Raw genomic sequence first — 19,475 nt, forward strand, 5'->3', positions numbered from 1 at the left:
TTGCGGAGCCCGCACATCCGTACGCGCCGGGTAATCCGGGGCCGCGCGCATCCGTTGGAGCGAGGTAATCCGTACCGGATCCGATCACGGCACGGCCGGTTTCCGCCGTACGGCGGCGGGCGGGATCATGCTTTCGTGTTACAGCGCGTGAAGATCGGCGCCGCTTAACCGCCGCCATGTTTTCCCGATGGCCCGTTCCATCGGCGCATTGGCGTGAGGCGCCGGCTTTGCGCGGCCACGGCGGGCCGCGACGGCCGGCCTCTCGACTCGCCCATCCGCCCTGCCGAATGTGGCATGACGACGGCCCCGCACGGCTTTGCGCGCGGGGCCGTCGCATTACAGCGTCTCGCCCAGTGAAACGGCGTCAGGGCGGAGCCGGCAACGCGTGCGCCCTAATCGCCCACATTTGGGCGCTCAGAAGATCATCGTCCGAGACGCTCCGGTTTCCGGAACGCCAAGGAAACGATCATGCGCTTATGGCGGCCGCCGGGGTCCAAGGCGAACATCATAAGCGCATGGTCGAGAGCCGGCCCCTTAGTGAGCAGCTTCGTACTTCTCCACGACCGTGGAGGCGATACGGCCGCGCTCGCTGACCGGCAGGCCGTGGGCCTTGGCCCACTGCCGGATCTCCGAGCTCTTCTCGCGGCTCATCGCCCGGTTGCCGCCGCGGCCACGGCGACGGGTGGAGACGGCGCCCGCCCTGCGCGCATGCTGCACGAAAGGCGTGAGAGCGTCCCGCAGCTTCTTCGCGTTAAGGTCGCTGAGGTCAATCTCATAGGTGGAGCCGTCAATAGCGAAGCTGACCGTCTCATTGGCCTCGCCCCCATCGAGGTCATCGATGAGAATCTCCTGGATCTGCTTGGCCATGTACGCAATCCTTTCGCGGAGCATTGTTTCATTCGCCTGCCCAAACATATACCCGGAAAGGCGTGGAGACAATTCAGCGCTACGGGGATTCGGCTGACTAGCCGATCAGTTCTGGCTCTCGGGCTGATCCTCGCGGTTTCGACGGCCCTGGACGGCCTCGGACCGGACCAACTTCACTACGCCAAAGATGAAGGCTCCGCCCACCACCACCGGGGGGATGAGCGCTGACAATACGTCTGTTAGGGCTTCCATTCGTCCTCGCCTCCACGGCCAGCGGGGTTTCGGGGGCGCAAAAAGCGCTGGGAGCGTGACCGCAGAGAGCCCCGCTCCCTCAAGACACGCAGGCGACAACCACCTGCATCCGACCATAGCGGCACACAGCTGCCCTGCGTGTCACAGGGGCGCCGACACCCGGCAACCCAGACGCCCCATAGCTTAATGCCAGTCTCTCCAGGCTCCTTACCGGATCAAGCGAAAATTTTGCGAAAAGACATCGGCCCAGGTACGCCCGGCTCAGCGAAGATCTTTTACCACGCGCGTTCCCGCCGCCCTGTCGTGCGGACCCCGCTCCAGCGGCTTGTCGATCAGGATGAGCAACCCGACGCCGAACAGCAACATTCCGCCCAGGAGATTGACCACCGGAATGCCCATCAGCATGAGGGGCGCGGGATAGATCAGTGCTCGTTTGAGCAGTGCACCGGCCGGAAGACCCTGCGGCGCCAGGCGAATCCGCATGATCGCCTTACCGAACGTCCTGCCGTACCGGGAATGAGCCTGCCAGTCATAGCCCGCATATGCGAGCCCGGCCACCGCCCACGCCAACACGCCGGCCAGTCTGCCGCCGAACACCTCGGCCATCCCGACAGTTCGGAAGAACCCCCATAGCCCGATGAACAGAATGTAATAGAAGACCCCGAAGACGAGTGCTTCAATCAGCCGGGCGCCGAGCCGTTCCCACCATTCAGCGGGTGCCGCGTCCGGGCGCGGCGCGGTCCCGGCCATAACGTCCACCTCGCGTCCCGGCGTAGGGGCCTCTCATTGTGTACGGGCCCACGCACAAAACATAGGGGCCGGCGCGAGGCCGGCCCCTGGTTTCGCGGAGGGAAGACTACTTGATCTTCACCACCACGGTCTTCGCGAACTTGTCCGCGAAGGTCTGCTGCAACGGCTTGTCCCACAGCTGCGAGGCGCCGTTGAGCGCCACCACGGCCCAGCCGATCAGCCACCCGACGAACGGGACCACGTTGAGGATCCAACCGCCCCACGTCACGCCGGCGCGCTTGAGCGCCATGTCGGTGGGCAGGCCGCCCGGCGGCATCATCTGCCCGACGGGAACGACCTTGATGCCCATGACCATCTTGCCGACGGTCTGGCCCTTCGACTTCATCAGGAAGAAGTCGTAGACCACCCACAGCGCCGTCACGATCACGCTCGTCAGGATCCCCACCACCGTGGAGGTGAGGAAACCGCTGCTCGCGCCGGTGCTCGAGGAGTAGCTGGCGACGATGAAGAGACCGAAGACGATCCCGATGACGATGTTGATGATGTAGAGGATGACGATGTCGATGATCCTCGCCACCAACCGCTGCCACCACTCCGCCAGCGGAGCCGGAGCGCCGGGCGGCTGGACGCCGACCGGCTGGCCGTAGGGCTGCCCGTAGCCGGGCTGCCCGTACTGCTGCGGCTGACCGTAGCCCTGCTGGCCGTAGGCCTGCTGCTGGTCGTAGCCCTGGCCGTAGCCGGGCTGCGACTGCTGCTGCTGACCGTAGCCCTGCTGACCGTAAGCCTGCTGCTGGTCGTAACCCTGCTGCCCGTACTGGGCCTGCTGGCCGTAGTCGGGCTGGGACTGCTGCTGCTGCCCGTAACCCTGCTGCTGGCCGTAGCCCTGCTGCTGGCCGTACTGGTCCTGGCCGGACTGGGGCTGCTGGCCGTACTGCGGCTGCTGACCCGACTGGGGCTGCTGGCCGTAGCCCTGCTGCCCGTACTGCGCCTGCTGGCCGTAGTCGGGCTGGGACTGCTGCTGCTGTCCATAGCCCTGCTGCTGACCGTACTGGTCCTGCTGGCCGTAGCCGGGCTGCGACTGCTGCTGCTGACCGTACTGCGGCTGCTGACCCGACTGGGGCTGCTGGCCGTAGCCCTGCTGCCCGTACTGCGCCTGCTGGCCGTAGTCGGGCTGGGACTGCTGCTGCTGTCCATAGCCCTGCTGCTGCCCGTAGCCCTGCTGCTGACCGTACTGGTCCTGCTGGCCGTAGCCGGGCTGCGACTGCTGCTGCTGTCCATAACCCTGCTGCTGACCGTGCTGGGGCTGCTGCTGGCCGTATTGCTGTTGCTGGCCGTAGCCCTGCTGGCCGTAGCCGGGCTGGGACTGCTGCTGCTGTCCGTAGCCCTGCTGCTGACCGTACTGGGGCTGCTGCCCGTAGGCGTCGTCCGCCCGGTAGCCGACCACAGTGACGTCGGGATCGGGCTCGCCGGGATGGCGGCCCGAGTTCTGCTGCCCGTAAGGGGTGCCGGGGGCAGAGTTTTCTCCGGAGTCGTCCTGTGGATACGGCGGCTGTCCGGTGCTCACCGTGTCACCTCGCTTCGAGTGCGCATGTGGCACGTGTCAGGACACATGCCTGTGCTGCCCAACGTATCGACATAGGTATCAACAATCACCTTTCCATCTGGTCAAGGTCCGCGTCACCCGATGTCAGATGGAGCAGCATGCGGGTGTTGCCCAGGGTGTTCGGTTTGACGTGTTCCAGGTCGAGGAACTCCGCCACGCCCTCGTCGTAGGAGGCGAGAAGTTCGGCGTACACCTCGGGTGAGACGGGGGTGCCCTGAATCGGGCGAAACCCGAGTCTCGCGAAGAAATCGACCTCAAAAGTTAGACAGAATACACGCCGCAGACCCAGATCCGTCGCCTGCTGTATCAGCGCCGAGACGATCCGGTGGCCGACGCCCATGCCCCGGCACTCGGGATCCACGGCCACGGTGCGGACCTCGGCGAGGTCCTCCCACAGCACGTGGAGCGCGCCACAGCCGACCACCTGCCCGCCCCGCTCGGCGACCCAGAACTCCTGCACGTCTTCGTACAGGGTCACCGTGGCCTTCTCCAGGAGCCGCGAGCCCGCGCCCGCGTAGGTGTCCACCAGCCTCCTGACCGCGCGCACGTCCGGCGTGCGGGCACGCCGGACCACCACCGCGGTCTCGGGCATCGTCAGTTCGGCCACCTGCTCCATGGCTCTCCAGAGTACAGATGTCATTACGGCTCGGCCCTAACTGCCATGTCCCGGCCCATCCTGTTACATGGGCCGGTCATATGGGCGCGCCCCTGGCGCCGGCCCCGCGGGCGCGGCGGAAGCAAGGGCAAAGGGGACATAAAGTCGCTTCTGTACGAGGGGGCACGAGATCACCTTGTGACCCTTCGGTTGTGAAACCTCTACAGACTCGGCAGTTCTGGTTGAGCACGAACCCGGAGTGCATTAGTGTCCTGCGACGATGTCCCCCACGTGTCGCAACGTGAGAGACACGCCCAATTCCCGCGAGGGAAGCCGGGGACCCGCCGGTGACGACCCCCATCGTCACCACTGGGGTGAATCCGAATCGTTCGGTAGGGCTGCTCCGGCCCGAACCCGTCAGCTAACCCGGTAGGCGTCCATGAGAGGAGCTGGTTGGTGAAGCGCACGCACCACGGTGGGGGGAAGACGGCGGGCAAGCACGCCCGCCCTCCGGAACGGTCTCGGCGGCCGCACCGCTTCGGTGTGGTGAGTGTCACGATCGCCGCGTTCCTCATCGCGATCCCCGTCGGTTCCGCGTCCGCCGATCCCAAACCCTCGCTCAAGGAGCTGGCCAAGCGGGTCGAGAAGATGCACACCGAGATCGAGACGCTGAGCGAGCAGTACAACGGCCAGCGGGAGAAGCTCAAGACCGCCAAGAAGGCCGCTGAGGCCGCGAAGAAGACCCTGGCCACCAGTGAGGCCGATCTCGCCGCCAAGCGGGCCAAGGCCGCCATGCTCGCCGAGAACGCCTACATCACGGGCGGCCTGGGCCGGGTGCTGGCCTTCACCACCTCCAAGGACCCCGACACCTTCCTCGACCGCGCCGCCACCACGTACGTGCTGGAGCAGCAGCAGGGCGAGGCGGTCAACGCCGTCACCAAGGCCAGGGCGGCCGCCGAGCGGGCCAGGGCCGGCGCCAAGTCCCGCATCGACGAGGTCGAGCAGCTCGTCGACGAGCTGGGCGGCAAGCGCGACAAGATCACCAAGCTGGTCACCAAGGTCGAGAGCAACCTGTTCAGCCGGGCGCTGGGCGAGGCCGGACGGCCCGGCACCCGCGCCACGCGCGTGGACCTGCCGATCGTCGGCGCCGGCAAGGCGGCCCAGGCCGCCCGCTGGGCGCTCACGCAGCAGCTCAAGCCGTACGTCTGGGGCGCCGAGGGGCCGAGCTCCTACGACTGCTCCGGCCTCGTCATGGCCGCCTACCAGAAGGTGGGCATCTCACTGCCGCACTACACCGGCAGCCAGTGGACGGCGGGCCGGCACGTCACCCGTTCGGAGATGCGCGTCGGCGACCTGGTCTTCTTCTACGGCGACCTGCACCACGTCGGCATCTACCTGGGCGGCGGCATGATGGTGCACGCGCCGCGGACCGGCGACGTGGTGCGCATCGCCTCGCTCGCCAACCGGCCGTTCGCCGGCGCCGTACGCATCGCCGACTGAGCCCGTACCCACGCCCGTACCCGCCGCCGCGGGCGCCCCTCGCCCGTCGCTAGATCAACTGGCGGCGGGCCGCCCAGGCGACCGCCTCGATCGCCGTGGCCACGCCGATGCGGTCGCAGATACCCCGTAATCTTCGGCGTACCGTACGGCCACTGATGTCAAGACGTCTGCCCACCCGGTCGACCGTGACTCCCTTGGCCAGCTCCGCCAGCAACGCAAGGTCGGCATGGCTCAACTCAACGCCTTCCGTGAGCAAATCCATCGGGAGCCCTCCCCCCCAACAGCTGAACTTGGGCCTCTCAAGCGGGCCGAAGTCGCTCCTCGCAGACGGTAAACGCATCCTGGAAAGGTCGTCAAGCATGACAATCCGCGCTCTTGACGAGCGCTATTGACATGATCCGATATATATGACGCACTCGCGATATGTCGCCAATGATCGTCGTACGATGAACGACGTCATCGAGCCTTCCGGCAGGCCGGGATCCGGCAATGACGAACGCGGCGGACGCGCTGGGTTTTGCTCCATTCGACCGCGAATTTCTGCGTGATCCTTATCCCCGTCTCCACGAGACGCGCGCGCGGGCCACGTCGTTCCGCACGCGTGGCGGGATCACTCGCAGCCACCACGCGCGACCCTGGTCCGCGATCCCGGCTCCGGCCGCGGCGCCGCGCCCGTGGAGAACGCAGCCGCAGGTCAGCAGGCCGTGTCCGTCCTGTGGACGGACCCGTCCGACCACACCGGGCTGCCCGCCCCGGCGAGCAGGGCGTTCACTCCCCGCATGTTCCAGCGCCCGCGCCCGCGCGTCGAGACCGCCACCGCCGGCCCGATCGTCGCGCCGCCCGGCGGGAGCGGCCTCATGTCCGCTCCGGCCCGGCCACTTCCGGTCATGGTGATCAGCGAGGGGCCCGAGGCGCCCCAGGAGGACCACGGACGCTGCCGCGGCTGGAGTGAGATCCTGGCGCGCAGCCTTGACCCGATGCTTACAGCGGAGCTCGGATCGGAAACCGGGCAGGCCCAAAGGGAGTTTCGCGACCACTTCCGCGAGCTCGCCGCACTCCGCCGCGAGCGCCCGGGAGACGAGCCCCCGAGCGCGCAGACGCGGATACAGGAGCTGAGCGGGCGCGAGTCGCCGGCCACCGGCCCTGGAGGGACACAGGGCGCGTCGGTGCCGGCGGTGATAGGCCCGGCCGATCGCGACCGCTTCCACGTGGGTGCCGCGCCGCCGGTGCGGCCCCGCCGAGGGCCGCACCGGGTGACAACGCCTCAGTGCGTGGGCTTGACCAGCGGGAACAGGATGGTCTCCCGGATGTTCCTGCCGGTGAACGCCATGATCATCCGGTCGATGCCGGCGCCCATGCCACCCGTGGGCGGCATCGCGTATTCGAGCGCCTGCAGGAAGTCCTCGTCGACCTGCATGGCCTCGGGGTCGCCCCCGGCCGCCAGCAGTGACTGCTCCACCAGCCGGCGGCGCTGCTCGATCGGGTCGTTGAGCTCGGAGTAGGCGGTGCCCAGCTCGGTGCCGAAGCCGATCAGGTCCCACTTCTCCGTCAGCAACGGGTCGTCGCGGTGGTTGCGGGCCAGCGGGGAGGTCTCCAGCGGGTAGTCCATGACGAACGTGGGCTGGATCAGCGTGTGCTCGACCAGCTCCTCGAAGAGCTCCTGCACGATCTTGCCCGAGCCCCACTTCGGGTCCCAGTGGATCTCGCGCCGGTCGGCCAGCTTGCGCAGCTCCTCCAGGGTGGTGGAGGTGGTGATCTCCTCGCCCACGGCCTGCGACACCGCGCCGTAGAGGGTGATGCGCGGCCACTCGGGCATACCGAGCTCGATCTCCTGCCCGTCGTGGACGACCACCGTGGTGTCGAGGGCGGCCACCACGGCCTTCTGGTACATCCGCTGGGTGAGGTCGGCCATGTCGTTGTAGTCGAGGTAGGTGCCGTACGCCTCGATCATGGTGAACTCGGGGTTGTGCGTGGAGTCCGCGCCCTCGTTGCGGAAGTTGCGGTTGATCTCGAAGACCTTCTCGATGCCGCCCACCACGAGCCGCTTGAGGTAGAGCTCGATCGCGATGCGAAGGTAGAGCTCCATGTCGTAGGCGTTGATGTGGGTCTTGAACGGCCGGGCCGTCGCGCCGCCGTGGATCGGCTGCAACATCGGCGTCTCGACCTCTAGGTAGCCCTCTTCGTGCCAGAAGTCGCGCACCGCGCGCACCGTGGCGCTGCGTACTCGCGCCATCGACCTGGCCTCGTCGTTGACGATGAGGTCGACGTAGCGCTGACGCACCCGCGCCTCGGGGTCGGTGAGGCCGACGTGCTTCTCCGGCAGCGGGCGCAGGCACTTGGCGGTGATCTGCCAGCTCTCGGCCAGGATCGACAGCTCGCCCCTGCGCGAGGTGATGACCTCGCCGCTGACCCCGACGTGGTCGCCCAGGTCGACGTCACGCTTCCAGGCGGCCAGGGACTCCTCGCCGACCTTGTCGAGCGAGATCATCACCTGGAGGTCGGCACTGCCGTCGCGGAGGGTGGCGAAGCAGAGCTTGCCGCCCACGCGGTTGAGCATGACGCGCCCGGCGACGGAGACCCGGTCGCCGGTGGCGGTGTCGGGATCGAGGCCCTCGTATTTCTCCCTGACCTCGGCGTTGGTCGCCGTACGTGGGAAGTTCACCGGGTAAGGGTCGACGCCCTCGCTGCGAAGGCGGTCGAGCTTCTCCCTCCGGATGCGCATCTGCTCGGGAAGTTCGTCGCTCACAACATCAAAGGGTAGGGGATATGGCGAACTGCAAGGGCTCGTCGGCCTGCTGTAGATCCTTTGCAAGGCACCGCGCCTATCAATGTCTCACGAGCTCGAAGGGGGAGCCGGCAGGGAGCCGGCCCGAGGGGAGCTCAAGGAGACGAGATGTTGAAGAAGATCGCGACCGGACTCGCCGCCGTCGCCGCGACCAGCGCTCTGGCCCTGGCGCTTCCCGCCGCCGCCTACGCGAGCACGCCCGACGACCAATCCGAGTACTGGGGCCCCGTCTACGCCCAGCACCACCAGGCCAAGGCGCAGGGCTGGGTGGGCGTCGACTGGGACCGCCGCGGCAGGTCCAACGAGGTCACGGTCAGAGGCCGGCTGTGGGACCTGGACAACCGCACCTACCGGGCCGGCGGCAAGTGCGCGTTCGTGGCGTTCCAGGCCAGTGACTTCGACCACGACTGGTCGCCGGTCTACTACAAGAAGTACTGCGGCTACCCGGGCTCGAAGTGGTTCCAGTTCGAGGAGCACGACGTCCTCAGCCTGCGGACCAAGGTCTGCCAGATCGGCCCCAACAGCAACTTCCCCGTCAAGTGCGGCCACTGGCAGTACATCTACACCGCCGAGAGCGAGTGACGGGTCACAACGCGAGCGGCCCCCTTCCCGAGCGGGGGCCGCTCGTCGTGTTGCTGGAGTTCAGGCGGTGTTGCGGTGGTAGATGAGCCGCAGCCCGATGAGGGTCAGCCAGGGCTCGTGCACGTCGATCGAACGTGACTCGCCCACGACCAGCGCCGCGTGCCCGCCGGTGGCGACGACCGTCACCTCGTCGGGGTCGTCGGCCAGTTCGGCCGTCATGCGCTCGACGATGCCGTCCACCTGGCCGGCGAAGCCGTAGATGATGCCGGCCTGCAGCGCCTCGACCGTGTTCTTGGCGATCACCGAACGCGGCCTGACCAGCTCCACCTTGTGCAACTGGGCTCCGGCGGCGGCCAGGGCGTCCACCGAGATCTCGATGCCGGGGGCGGTGACCGCGCCGACGTACTCGCCCTTGGCGGAGACGGCGTCGAACGAGGTCGCGGTGCCGAAGTCGACGATCACACAGGGGCCGCCGTACTGGTCGATGGCGGCCAGCGCGTTCACGATGCGGTCGCTGCCGACCTCTTTGGGGTTGTCCATGCGTACGGGCACCCCGGTGCGGATGCCCGGCTCCACGATCACGGCGGTCACGTCGCCGTAGTAACGGCGGCACATCTCACGCATCTCGTTGAGCACGCTCGGCACCGTCGAGCAGATGGCGATGCCGTCGATGTCGGTCCCCTTGAGCAGCGGCGACTGGGTCAGCAGCCCTTGGAGGACGACGGCGATCTCGTCGGCGGTACGGCGGGCGTCGGTGGCCAGCCTCCAGTGCTCGATGACGTCCTCGCCCTCGAACAACCCCAGCACCGTGTGCGTGTTGCCGACGTCGATCGTGAGCAGCATTCATTACCCCCGCAGATCCAGTGCGATGTCAAGGGCCGGCGCTGAGTGCGTCAGTGCTCCCACCGCAAGGTAGTCAACGCCAGTTTCCGCCACATCACGGGCCGATTCCAAGGTCAATCCCCCGCTCGCCTCAAGAGCAACCCTGTTTTTCGCCCGATTTTTCACGATATGTACGGCACGGGCGGTGTCCTCGACCGTGAAGTTGTCCAGCAGGATCAGCTCGGCTCCTTCGTCGAGCACGGGGCCCAACTGGTCGAGCCGGTCGATCTCCACCTCGATCGGCAGGTCGGGGTAGCGCTCCCTGACCGCCCTGAACGCCTCGGCCACGCCCCCAGCGGCCACGACGTGGTTGTCCTTGATCAGGGCCGCGTCCGACAGTGACATCCGGTGGTTCACGCCGCCGCCGCTGCGTACCGCGTACTTCTCCAGCGCCCGCAGGCCCGGCAGGGTCTTGCGGCTGTCGCGCACCCGCGCTTCCGTGCCGCCGACGGCCTCGGCCCAGCGCGCGGTCAGCGTGGCCACTCCCGACAGGTGGGTGAGCAGGTTGAGCGCGGTGCGCTCGGCCGTCAGCAGGGCGCGTACCGGGCCCTCGACGGTCATCAGCACGTCGCCGGCCCGCACCCGCTCGCCGTCCTTGGCCCCGCGCTCGGCGCGCGCGGCGCCGAGCCGGACGAACACCGCCTCGGCCACCGCGAGCCCGGCCACGACGCCGTCCCTGCGGGCCACCACGTCGGCCACCGCGCGCTGTCCCTCGGGGATCGTGGCCAGGCTGGTCACGTCGCCGGCCTCCTGCAGGTCCTCGGCCAGCGCGCGGTCGATGAGCGCGTCCACCTCGGCCGGGTCCAGCCCGGCCGCCGTGAGCTCCTGCGCCAGGCGCGGCGTCATCGCGTCCCCGTGCGGCGTGTACGTCATGCGGAGGCCCTCCTTCGTCAGGGTCACGTCGAGGTGGCCCAGCCATTCGTCGTCGTCGCGGGTGTCATGGTCCTCGCGCCAGTGCGAGCCGCGCGTCTCCAGCCTGGCGGCCGCCGCGCCCGTGAGGACGGTGGCGACGGTGAGCAGGTTCGTGGCCTCCCACGCCTCGGTGCAGGCGGGCACCGCGACCGGGGTCCAGCGGGCGTCGCGCAGCGCCCCGGCGGTGGCGACCAGCGACTCGCGGCTGCGCAGCACGCTCGCGCCGGTGCTCATGTGGGCCTGGATCCTGGCCCTGACCCGCGGGTCGATCAGCCCTTCCGCGGCCACGCCGGGGACCGGCTCCCCCGGCGCGGGCCGCCGCTCGTGCACGTCGGCGGCGATGCGCTCGGCGAAGACGAGCCCTTCGAGCAGGGAGTTGGAGGCCAGCCGGTTGGCGCCGTGCACGCCGGTGCAGGCGACCTCTCCACAGGCGTAGAGGCCCTCGATGGAGGTACGGCCGTGCAGATCCGTCCGTACGCCGCCGCTGGCGTAGTGGGCGGCCGGCGAGACCGGGATCGGCTCCGTGACCGGGTCGATGCCGTGCTCGCGGCAGACGGCGTAGATCGTGGGGAAGCGCGACTCCCACTTCTCCCTGCCGAAGTGACGGCCGTCGAGAAAGACGTGGTCGCGGCCGGACGCCCGCATCGTGCGCATGATGGCCTTGGCCACCACGTCGCGCGGCGCGAGGTCGCCCAGCTCGTGCGTGCCGATCATGAACCGGCGGCCTTCGTGGTCGATCAGGAAGGCGCCCTCGCCCCTGACGGCCTCCGAGATCAGCGGCTGCTGCCCGGTCGAGCCCTCGCCGAGCCACAGCACGGTCGGGTGGAACTGGACGAACTCCAGGTCGCGCACCACCGCCCCGGCGCGCAGCGCGAGGGCCACGCCGTCGCCGGTGGAGACGACCGGGTTGGTGGTGGCGGCGTAGACCTGGCCCATGCCGCCGGTCGCCAGCACCACCGCCCTGGCGTGCACCGCGCCCACGCCGTCGCGCGCGCCCTCGCCCATGACGTGCAGCGTCACACCTCTGGCCCGGCCCTTCGCGTCCTTGAGCAGGTCGAGCACCAGCGCGTGCTCGATCACCTCGATCGAGCCGGCCCGCACCGCCTCGACCAGCGCCCGCTGGACCTCGGCGCCGGTGGCGTCGCCGCCCGCGTGCACGATCCGGCGGCGCCGGTGCCCGCCTTCCCTGGTGAGCTGGAGCTCCCCGCCCGCGGTCCGGTCGAAGCGGGCGCCGCGCGCCATGAGCCGGCGCAGCGCGCCCGGGCCCTCGGTCACCAGCGTGCGCACCGCGCGTACGTCGCACAGCCCGACTCCCGCGAGCAGCGTGTCACTCAGGTGCTCGTCGGGGGTGTCCTCCGGGTCGAGCACGGCCGCGATGCCGCCCTGGGCCCAGCGGGTCGAGCCCGACGACAGCACGTCCTTGGTGACGACCAGGACCTTGGCGGCCGGCTCCAGCTCGGCGTAGCGCAGGGCCACGGTCAGGCCGGCGATGCCGGAGCCCACCACGACCAGGTCGGCCTCGGCGATCCAGCCGGGCTCGGGGGCGGTCAGACGCAGGGGAATCGCCGGTGCACTCATCGGGGGTCTCCTCACTGAGGGCGATTTCGTCACTATGACGATAACGCCAGGCGCAGCGTGCCCCTTCCCCGGGGGCCCTCAGACGGGGTTGAGGGTGAGCGTGACGTTGTCGATCAGCCGCGTGGACCCGACCCTGGCCGCCACCGCGAGCACGGCCAGCCCTTCGTACGACTCGCTCACTTCGGCGAACGTGGCCGGATCCACCAGGGCCAGATAGTCGACCTCCAGCCCGGGGCCCGCCTCGTCGAGCACGGCCATGGCCGTCCGCCTGATCTCGGACGGGGCGAGCCGGGCCGCCCCCGCGCGCAGCGCCCGCGAGAGCGCCAGGGCCAGCCGCCGGTCGTCCTCCGACAGGAAGCGGTTACGGCTGGACAGGGCCAGGCCGTCGGGCTCGCGTACGGTCGGCGACCCCAGGATCTCGATCGGCAGGTCGAAGTCGGCGACCATGCGCCGGATGAGGGCGAGTTGCTGGGCGTCCTTCTGCCCGAAGACGGCCAGGTCGGGCTGGACCAGGTTGAACAGCTTGAGCACCACCGTGAGCATGCCGTCGAAGTGGCCGGGCCGCGCGGCGCCCTCGACGATGCGGCCCATCTCGCCGGAGGAGACGGAGATCTGGCGGTCGGGCGCGTACATGTCCTCGACGGCCGGATGGAACACGACGTCCACGCCTTCGGCGCGGCACGCGTCAAGATCGGAGTCGAATGTACGGGGATAGCGCGAAAAATCCTCGTTTGGAGAAAATTGCAGAGGATTGACGAAGATGCTGACCACGACCTGATCGGCGCGCACCCGGGCCTGCCTGATCAGCGACCGGTGGCCCTCGTGCAGCGCCCCCATGGTCGGCACCAGCGCCACCGTACCGGCCCGGCGCGCCTTGACCAGGTCTTCCCGGTTGCCGGCGACGATCAGCTCCATAAGTGCCCTCCAAGCGCGACGGTCAGGTCCATATATTGCCCCCCAGCGCGTCGAGCAGCCGCTCCGCCTCCTCGGGTTTGAGCAACCCCGCGGCCAGCGCCCGGTCCGCCGTGAGGCGGGCCAGCGCGATGTAGGCGTCGGCCGCCTCGGGGGCGGCCAGGATGAGCGCGTCGACGTGCTTGCGTACCGTACCGGCGTCACCCCGCACGACGGGGCCGGTCAGGCCGGCGATGCCCAGCCGCAGCACGTTGTCGAGCGCCGCGCCGAGCAGCGGGCCCAGCATCCGGCCCGGATGCTCGACGCCGATGCCGCGCAGCAGGTCGGAGGACTCCGCGATGAGCGTGACCATGTGGTTGGCGGCTCCGGCCAGGGCCGCGTGGTAGAGCGGGCGGTCGGCGTCGGCGATCCACACCGGCTCGCCGCCCATCTCGATCACCAGGGCCTCGGCCACCGGCCGCAGCACGTCGGGCGCGGTGACGCCGTACGAGATGCCGGTGAGCTTGTTGAGGTCGTCGTCCCTTCCGGTGAAGGTCATCACCGGGTGCAGCGCGAGCGGCAGCGCGCCCGCCTCGGCCGCGGGGTCGAGCACCGACAGCCCGTACGCCCCGCTGGTGTGCACCAGCATCTTGCCCTGGAGGTCGGCTCCCGTGCTGGCCAGCCCGCTGACCAGGCCGGGCAGCGGGTCGTCCGGCACGGTGAGCAGGATGAGCTGGGCCGCGGCCACCACCTCGTCGGGCCTGGACGGCTTGAGGCCGAGCCGCTCGGCCGCCCACCGCTGGGAGTTGTCGGACACGCCGCTGGCGGCCACCACCCGGTGCCCCGCCTGCGCCAGCGCGGCGCCGAGGGCCGAGCCGACCTTGCCCGCCCCCAGTACGCCGACAGTCAGCCGGGCCGGGCGATCCCCTGCGTCCATGACGTCTCACCCCTGTCGTAATGGCACCGCCGACCAGCGTAACGGCCTCGTGAGACTGCCAGCGTGACGAGTGCTTTGCCGCGCGTTGAGTTAACGACAAAAGCGACAAGGGAATACAAAGAACGCACCCCCTGTCGGAAGAGATGAGGAGAGGGGTCACCGCATGAAAACGGGCGCCATGTCCCTTGCCGGAACCTGACGCCCGTACATCGCGACCCCTTTGGAGGTGCGCCGGCTGGTCATCCGCCGACTGACCAGTTGGGGACACGGACCCGGGCCGGCCTGCGCCGGCCCGGGTTCTCACGTCGTCAGTGGTGGCTCGGCGCGTACGCGCTCGCCCCGCCCTTGCAACCCGCCACCGCGAGGCCGATGACCGCCACGGCGTTGCCGCAGATGTTGATCGGGGCGGTGATCGGCAGGTGCAGCTGGTTGCCGGAGAGCACGCCGCCGGCGCCGTTGGTGATGTCGGCGTGCGCCGGGGCGGCCATCGACAGCATGGCGGCGGCACCGGCGACGACCAGGACCTTCTTCAGCATGAGGGCTCCTCTCAGTTTCGCGGCTCCGGGCCGCGAGTGCTCGGGAAGAGATCCGCTGCGCCCTTGGGGGTGGCGCAACGCGATCACTCGATGACAATGGGTAAACGCTACCGCAAGTCGGAGACATTGAGTAGTCAGTTGATGACAGTGCGTACCCATCGCGAGTCATGAGATAGTCCAGAACATGTGGCTCACCTGGCGCGCCGCCACCGAGCGCGCGCTGTACGGCGAGGAGGGCTTCTACCTGCGCGAACGCCCGTCAGGCCACTTCCGCACCTCGGTCAGCGCCTCGGCCGCCTTCGCCGATGCCGTGCTGGCGCTGCTGGCGGAAGTGGACGCCGAACTGGGCGAGCCCGACGTGCTCGACCTGGTCGACATCGGCGCGGGCGAGGGCGTGCTGGTCACCCAGGTGCTGGAGTCGGCGCAGCCGAAGTTGCGCGATCGGCTGCGGGTCACCGCCGTCGACCTGTCCCCCAGGCCGCCGGGGCTGCCCGAGCGCGTGCGCTGGTCCGGCGCGGTGCCCGCCGGCATCGCCGGGCTGGTCATCGCCAACGAGTGGCTGGACAACGTGCCGCTCGACGTGGCCGAGCAGACCGCCGACGGGCCGCGCCTCATCCTGGTCGACGTGCGCACGGGCGAGGAGCGGCTCGGCGGGCCGCTGCGGCCGGCCGACCGGGCCTGGCTGGAGCGATGGTGGCCGCTGACCCGCGTGGGCTCGCGGGCCGAGATCGGCCGCCCCCGCGACGAGGCCTGGGCCTCGGTCCTGGTACGTCTCAGCAGGGGCCGGGCGGTCGCCATCGATTATGCACACCCTGTGGACAACCGGCCGTTGTGCGGCACGCTGACCGGTTACCGCGACGGCGCGGTCGTCACTCCCGTACCCGACGGGACCTGCGACATCACCGCACATGTCGCACTCGACGCGTGCGCGGCGGCCGGGATCTCGGCCGGTGCGATATCCACAACCTTGTCCACACAACGCGAGGCGCTGCGCGAGCTGGGGATCACCGGCGCGCGTCCGCCGCTCGACCTGGCCAGGGCCGATCCGCGCGGCTATCTCAGGGCGCTGGCGCGGGCCTCGGAGGAGGGCGAGCTGATCGATCCGTCGGGGCTCGGCGGCTTCGGCTGGCTCAGCCAGAAGCGCTGAACGAAAGCGCCGGGCCCTGGGCGGTGGGCTGAGGCGGTGGCGGTGGCGGCTCAGGCGGTGGCGGTCAGGTCGAGGCTCTGGAGGCCGCGGATGACGTAACCGGGCTTCCAGGACGGCTCCTGGCGCAGCTCCAGCGTGCCCGCGCGGTCCAGCAGCGCGCCGAACGACTCCGCCAGCTCGATCCGGGCCAGCGGCGCGCCCAGGCAGAAGTGGATGCCCGCGCCGAACGAGATGTGCGGATTGTCGGCGCGGCCCACGTCGAGCCGGTCCGGGTCCTCGAACACGGCGGAATCCCGGTTCGCCGAGCCGAACAGCAGCGCCACCTCCGAGCCGCGCGGGATCCGTACGCCGTGCACCTCGATGTCCTCCAGCACCCAGCGCTCGAACATCTGCAACGGCGTGTCCCAGCGCATCAGCTCCTCGACGGCGGTGGGCAGCAGGGACCGGTCGGCACGCAGCCTGGCCAGCTCGCCCGGGTTCCTGAACAGCGACCACCAGCCGTTGCCCGTCACGTTCACGGTGGCCTCGTGGCCGGCGTTGAGCAGCAGCACGCAGGTGCCGACCAGCTCGTCCTCGGTCAGCTCGTCGATCTGGGTGAGCGCCGAGATCAGGTCCTCGCCCGGGGCGCGGCGACGTTCGGCGGCCAGGGACTTGAGGTAGCCGGCGAACTCCTCGGCCGCGCGCACCGCGGTGTGCTGGGCCTCGGCGGCGGGGTTGAGCTCGTACATGCCGCAGATGTCGGCCGACCAGGGGCGCAGCAGGTGGCGGTCCTGGCCGGGAATGCCGAGCATCTCCGCGATGACGGTCACCGGGAGCGGCTCGGCCACCTCGGCGATCAAATCACCGCCGCCCTTGTCCACGTACGCCGCGACCAGCTCCCCCGCGATGGCGCGGACGCGGGGGCGCAGCGACTCGACCATGCGCGGCGTGAACGCCCTGGAGACCAGCCGGCGCAGCCTGGTGTGCACCGGCGGCTCCACGTCGAGCATGCCCGCTCTGATCACGCGCCAGAACGGCTCCTGGAACTCCGGCTCCGCCGGCCTGCCGAACTCCTCGTGGGTGGCCACGTGCAGGTAGGAGCGGCCCAGCCGGCGGTCTCTGAGCAGCGCGTTGACGTCGGCGTGCCGCGCGACGAGCCACTGGCCCGTCGGCTCGTAGTAGCTGACGGGCGCCTCGCGCCTCAACTGGTCGTACACGTTGTACGGGTACGCCACGAAATCCGGATTCCAAGGATCAAAGCCCACTATTTCATCTTAGGAGGGGGTTCCCCCTTCTTGGTGTGCCTGCTGCTTCTTGGCGTGCCGGCTGCGGACCCGGATGTTGAGCAGCTCCACGATGACCGAGAACGCCATCGCGAAGTAGATGTAGCCCTTCGGGATGTGCTGGTCGAGCCCCTCCGCGACGAGCACCACCCCGATCAGCACCAGGAACGACAGCGCCAGCATCTTGATGGTCGGATGCGCGTCCACGAACCGGCTGATCGGCCCGGAGGCGAACAGCATCACCACCACGGCCACCACGACCGCCGCGATCATGACGCCCAGCTCGTCCACCATGCCGACGGCGGTGATCACGGAGTCCAGCGAGAACACCACGTCCAGCACCATGATCTGCACGATCACCGACGTGAAGGAGATGGCGGCGGCCTGCTTGCCGTCCTTGCCGGCCGGGCTCTCCATGCTGTGGTGGATCTCGGTGACGCTCTTGCCCAGCAGGAACAGCCCGCCGAGCAGCAGGATCAGGTCACGTCCCGAAATTTCCTGACCCAGCACCGTGAACAGCGGCTGGGTGAGTTGCACCACCCAGGACAGGCCGAACAGCAGCAGCAGGCGGCTGACCAGCGCCGCCGCCAGACCGAGCACGCGGGCCCTGTCGCGCTGCTCAGGGGGCAGCTTCCCGGCGAGGATGGAGATGAAAATGATGTTGTCGATCCCTAGGACGATCTCCAGGGCGACCAGGGTGAAGAAGCCGATCCAGATGTTCGGATCGGCCACCCAGTCCAGCATCGGATACCTCCATGACTCGGGGGGCGGATAGGGGTTTCCGGTAGCAACGAGCCGGGCCGCGGATTAGTTCGCGGGGTTGCGATTCATGCCCGGGTGTCGGTTATAGTTCCCCTCGTAGGTCATGAGTGCCAGCGACAAGCCCCGGCTAGCTGGCCGGCAACCCTCGCGTCCGCGGCGGGGTGCCCCGGGTGAAGACCTGGTCCGTCACGAGGTGTGGCGGGCAAGCGCGGGCTCCGTGGCTGCTTCCAGGGGTCCGATGGCCCTTCAGGAGGTACCCCTGTGTCCACTCTGACGATCTTCAGCTCCACCCGTACGCCCGAGGCCGCCGCGCCGTCCGCAACGAGCCGGCCCATCCCCGCCGTGCTGGGCGCCGACCTGGAGGTGCCGGTCAAGGGCGGCAGGCTGGTGGGGTACGCCAACCTGGACTACGCGGCCAGCGCCCCCTGTCTCGAGCCGGTCAGCGCCGCCGTCACCGCCGCGCTCCCGGCCTACTCCAGCGTCCACCGCGGCGCCGGCTACGCCTCGCAGCTCACCACCGCCCGGTACGAGCAGGCCCGGCACACGGTCAGGGCCTTCGTCGGCGCCCGCCCTGACGACTCCGTGATCTTCACCCGCAACACCACCGACGCCACGAACCTGCTGGCCGGCTGCCTGCCCGAGGGCACCACCACGGTGGTCTTCGACACCGAGCACCACGCCTCCCTGCTGCCCTGGCGGCACGCCGTGCGGCTGGCGCCGCCCGCCTTCCCGGGCGAGGCCGTACGCGCCGCCGACGAGGCGCTGGCCGCGATCGAGGGGCCCAAGCTGCTGGTCGTCACCGCCGCCTCGAACGTCACCGGCGAGCTGTGGCCGATCGCCGCGCTGGCGCACATCGCGCATCGGCACGGGGCCAGGATCCTGGTGGACGCGGCGCAGCTCGTACCGCATCGGCGGCTCAACCTGACCGCGCTCGACCTGGACTACGTGGCCTTCTCCGGGCACAAGCTGTACGCGCCCTTCGGGGCCGGCGCGCTCGTCGGGCGGAGGGACTGGCTGGCCGAGGGCGAGCCGTACCTCAAGGGCGGGGGCGCGGTGCGCTCGGTCGGGGAGAGCGTGGAGTGGCACGACGACCCCGAGCCCAGGCACGAGGCCGGCACCCCGAACGTGCTCGGCGCCATCGCCCTGGCCGCCGCCTGCGACGCGCTGACCGCGACCGGCTGGACCGCGCTGGTGCGCGAGGAGGAGCGGCTGATCGCGCGGCTGCGCTCGGGGCTCGCCTCGATCGACGGCGTACGGGAGCTGTCCCTGTGGGGGGACGACCACCCGCGCGTCGGCATCGTGTCGTTCACCGTGGCCGGATACTCGGCGCGGGAGGTGGCCGAGGCGCTGTCCGGCGAGTACGGCATCGGGGTGCGTGACGGGAAGTTCTGCGCGCACCCGTTCGTCCGGCACCTGCTGGGCACCTCCGGCGGCGCCTCCGATGGGGACTGCGCGGACGACACCGGCTCGGCGGTGCGGGCCTCGATCGGCATCGGGAGCACGCAGGAGCACGTGGACCGGCTGATCGAGGCCGTGCGGGACCTCGTCTCCCGCTGCTGAGCCCGCCACGGGCCGCACCCGCCGTTGCCGTCCTCCGAGCACGTGACCGAAGGCTCGGGTCACACACCCGAAGG

18 protein-coding genes and 2 riboswitches are annotated in these 19,475 nt (G+C 69.6%); of the genes, 4 read left to right on the plus strand and 14 right to left on the minus strand.

Annotated elements, in window-relative coordinates:
* Positions 1-534: 534 nt before the first annotated feature.
* The 4 genes from OIE67_RS45970 to OIE67_RS45985 all read right to left on the minus strand — a co-directional run bounded on the left by OIE67_RS45970 (position 535) and on the right by OIE67_RS45985 (position 4,088).
* Complete coding sequence (locus tag OIE67_RS45970) at positions 535-867, minus strand: histone-like nucleoid-structuring protein Lsr2 (protein WP_106243615.1); 333 nt, start codon at positions 865-867, stop codon at positions 535-537.
* A gap of 513 nt (positions 868-1,380) precedes the next feature.
* Positions 1,381-1,869 carry an RDD family protein gene (locus OIE67_RS45975; protein ID WP_326632460.1) on the minus strand — a complete coding sequence of 163 codons (489 nt, stop codon included), beginning with the start codon at positions 1,867-1,869 and terminating at the stop codon, positions 1,381-1,383.
* Between the two features lie 106 nt (positions 1,870-1,975).
* Positions 1,976-3,433: an RDD family protein gene (locus OIE67_RS45980; RefSeq protein ID WP_326632462.1), complete on the minus strand. Its 1,458-nt coding sequence runs from the start codon at positions 3,431-3,433 to the stop codon at positions 1,976-1,978.
* Between the two features lie 85 nt (positions 3,434-3,518).
* Positions 3,519-4,088, minus strand: coding sequence for an amino-acid N-acetyltransferase (locus OIE67_RS45985; protein ID WP_245956002.1), 570 nt, complete (start codon positions 4,086-4,088; stop codon positions 3,519-3,521).
* 280 nt (positions 4,089-4,368) lie between these two features.
* Positions 4,369-4,518: riboswitch (cyclic di-AMP (ydaO/yuaA leader) on the plus strand.
* Positions 4,519-4,523: 5 nt separating this feature from the next.
* Between OIE67_RS45985 and OIE67_RS45990 the strand changes: the two genes are divergently transcribed.
* Positions 4,524-5,567 carry a C40 family peptidase gene (locus OIE67_RS45990; protein ID WP_106243515.1) on the plus strand — a complete coding sequence of 348 codons (1,044 nt, stop codon included), beginning with the start codon at positions 4,524-4,526 and terminating at the stop codon, positions 5,565-5,567.
* Between the two features lie 49 nt (positions 5,568-5,616).
* Here the strand turns inward: OIE67_RS45990 and OIE67_RS45995 are convergent, their stop codons facing one another.
* The 3 genes from OIE67_RS45995 to lysX form a co-directional block, all read right to left on the minus strand.
* Positions 5,617-5,829 carry a LuxR C-terminal-related transcriptional regulator gene (locus OIE67_RS45995; RefSeq protein ID WP_326632466.1) on the minus strand — a complete coding sequence of 71 codons (213 nt, stop codon included), beginning with the start codon at positions 5,827-5,829 and terminating at the stop codon, positions 5,617-5,619.
* Between the two features lie 432 nt (positions 5,830-6,261).
* Positions 6,262-6,426 carry a hypothetical protein gene (locus tag OIE67_RS46000; protein ID WP_326632468.1) on the minus strand — a complete coding sequence of 55 codons (165 nt, stop codon included), beginning with the start codon at positions 6,424-6,426 and terminating at the stop codon, positions 6,262-6,264.
* 405 nt (positions 6,427-6,831) lie between these two features.
* Positions 6,832-8,313: a bifunctional lysylphosphatidylglycerol synthetase/lysine--tRNA ligase LysX gene (gene lysX, locus OIE67_RS46005; RefSeq protein ID WP_106243514.1), complete on the minus strand. Its 1,482-nt coding sequence runs from the start codon at positions 8,311-8,313 to the stop codon at positions 6,832-6,834.
* A gap of 147 nt (positions 8,314-8,460) precedes the next feature.
* Here lysX and OIE67_RS46010 point away from each other — a divergent pair, with 147 nt between their 5' ends.
* Positions 8,461-8,934, plus strand: coding sequence for a hypothetical protein (locus tag OIE67_RS46010; RefSeq protein WP_326632471.1), 474 nt, complete (start codon positions 8,461-8,463; stop codon positions 8,932-8,934).
* Between the two features lie 60 nt (positions 8,935-8,994).
* Here OIE67_RS46010 and OIE67_RS46015 read toward each other — a convergent pair whose 3' ends face one another.
* From OIE67_RS46015 to OIE67_RS46035, 5 genes are all read right to left on the minus strand, one after another.
* Positions 8,995-9,777 (minus strand): type III pantothenate kinase, encoded by a 783-nt coding sequence (locus OIE67_RS46015; RefSeq protein WP_326632473.1) that lies wholly within the window; start codon positions 9,775-9,777, stop codon positions 8,995-8,997.
* A gap of 3 nt (positions 9,778-9,780) precedes the next feature.
* Positions 9,781-12,306: an L-aspartate oxidase gene (locus OIE67_RS46020; protein ID WP_326632475.1), complete on the minus strand. Its 2,526-nt coding sequence runs from the start codon at positions 12,304-12,306 to the stop codon at positions 9,781-9,783.
* A 78-nt stretch (positions 12,307-12,384) separates the two neighbouring features.
* Positions 12,385-13,221, minus strand: a complete 837-nt coding sequence (gene panC, locus OIE67_RS46025) for a pantoate--beta-alanine ligase (RefSeq protein WP_326632476.1) — start codon at positions 13,219-13,221, stop codon at positions 12,385-12,387.
* Positions 13,222-13,243: 22 nt separating this feature from the next.
* Positions 13,244-14,134, minus strand: coding sequence for a Rossmann-like and DUF2520 domain-containing protein (locus tag OIE67_RS46030; RefSeq protein WP_326632479.1), 891 nt, complete (start codon positions 14,132-14,134; stop codon positions 13,244-13,246).
* A 308-nt stretch (positions 14,135-14,442) separates the two neighbouring features.
* A complete protein-coding gene (locus OIE67_RS46035) occupies positions 14,443-14,670 on the minus strand; it encodes a chaplin family protein (protein ID WP_326632481.1) in 228 nt (75 codons plus the stop codon).
* 184 nt (positions 14,671-14,854) lie between these two features.
* Between OIE67_RS46035 and OIE67_RS46040 the strand changes: the two genes are divergently transcribed.
* Positions 14,855-15,817 carry an SAM-dependent methyltransferase gene (locus tag OIE67_RS46040; protein ID WP_326632483.1) on the plus strand — a complete coding sequence of 321 codons (963 nt, stop codon included), beginning with the start codon at positions 14,855-14,857 and terminating at the stop codon, positions 15,815-15,817.
* 50 nt (positions 15,818-15,867) lie between these two features.
* Here OIE67_RS46040 and OIE67_RS46045 read toward each other — a convergent pair whose 3' ends face one another.
* Together OIE67_RS46045 and OIE67_RS46050 are read right to left on the minus strand one after the other, a co-directional pair.
* Positions 15,868-17,061 carry a cytochrome P450 gene (locus OIE67_RS46045; protein ID WP_326632485.1) on the minus strand — a complete coding sequence of 398 codons (1,194 nt, stop codon included), beginning with the start codon at positions 17,059-17,061 and terminating at the stop codon, positions 15,868-15,870.
* Between the two features lie 9 nt (positions 17,062-17,070).
* Positions 17,071-17,823, minus strand: coding sequence for a TerC family protein (locus tag OIE67_RS46050; RefSeq protein ID WP_326632487.1), 753 nt, complete (start codon positions 17,821-17,823; stop codon positions 17,071-17,073).
* Between the two features lie 117 nt (positions 17,824-17,940).
* Positions 17,941-18,056, plus strand: a riboswitch (SAM riboswitch).
* A 46-nt stretch (positions 18,057-18,102) separates the two neighbouring features.
* On the opposite strand from OIE67_RS46050, the gene OIE67_RS46055 reads away from it, so the two are divergent.
* Positions 18,103-19,401, plus strand: a complete 1,299-nt coding sequence (locus OIE67_RS46055) for an aminotransferase class V-fold PLP-dependent enzyme (protein ID WP_326632489.1) — start codon at positions 18,103-18,105, stop codon at positions 19,399-19,401.
* The last annotated feature ends 74 nt before the right edge of the window (positions 19,402-19,475 follow it).

This window comes from Nonomuraea fuscirosea, assembly GCF_035917475.1.
In the GTDB taxonomy this organism is placed as follows: Bacteria; Actinomycetota; Actinomycetes; order Streptosporangiales; family Streptosporangiaceae; genus Nonomuraea; species Nonomuraea fuscirosea.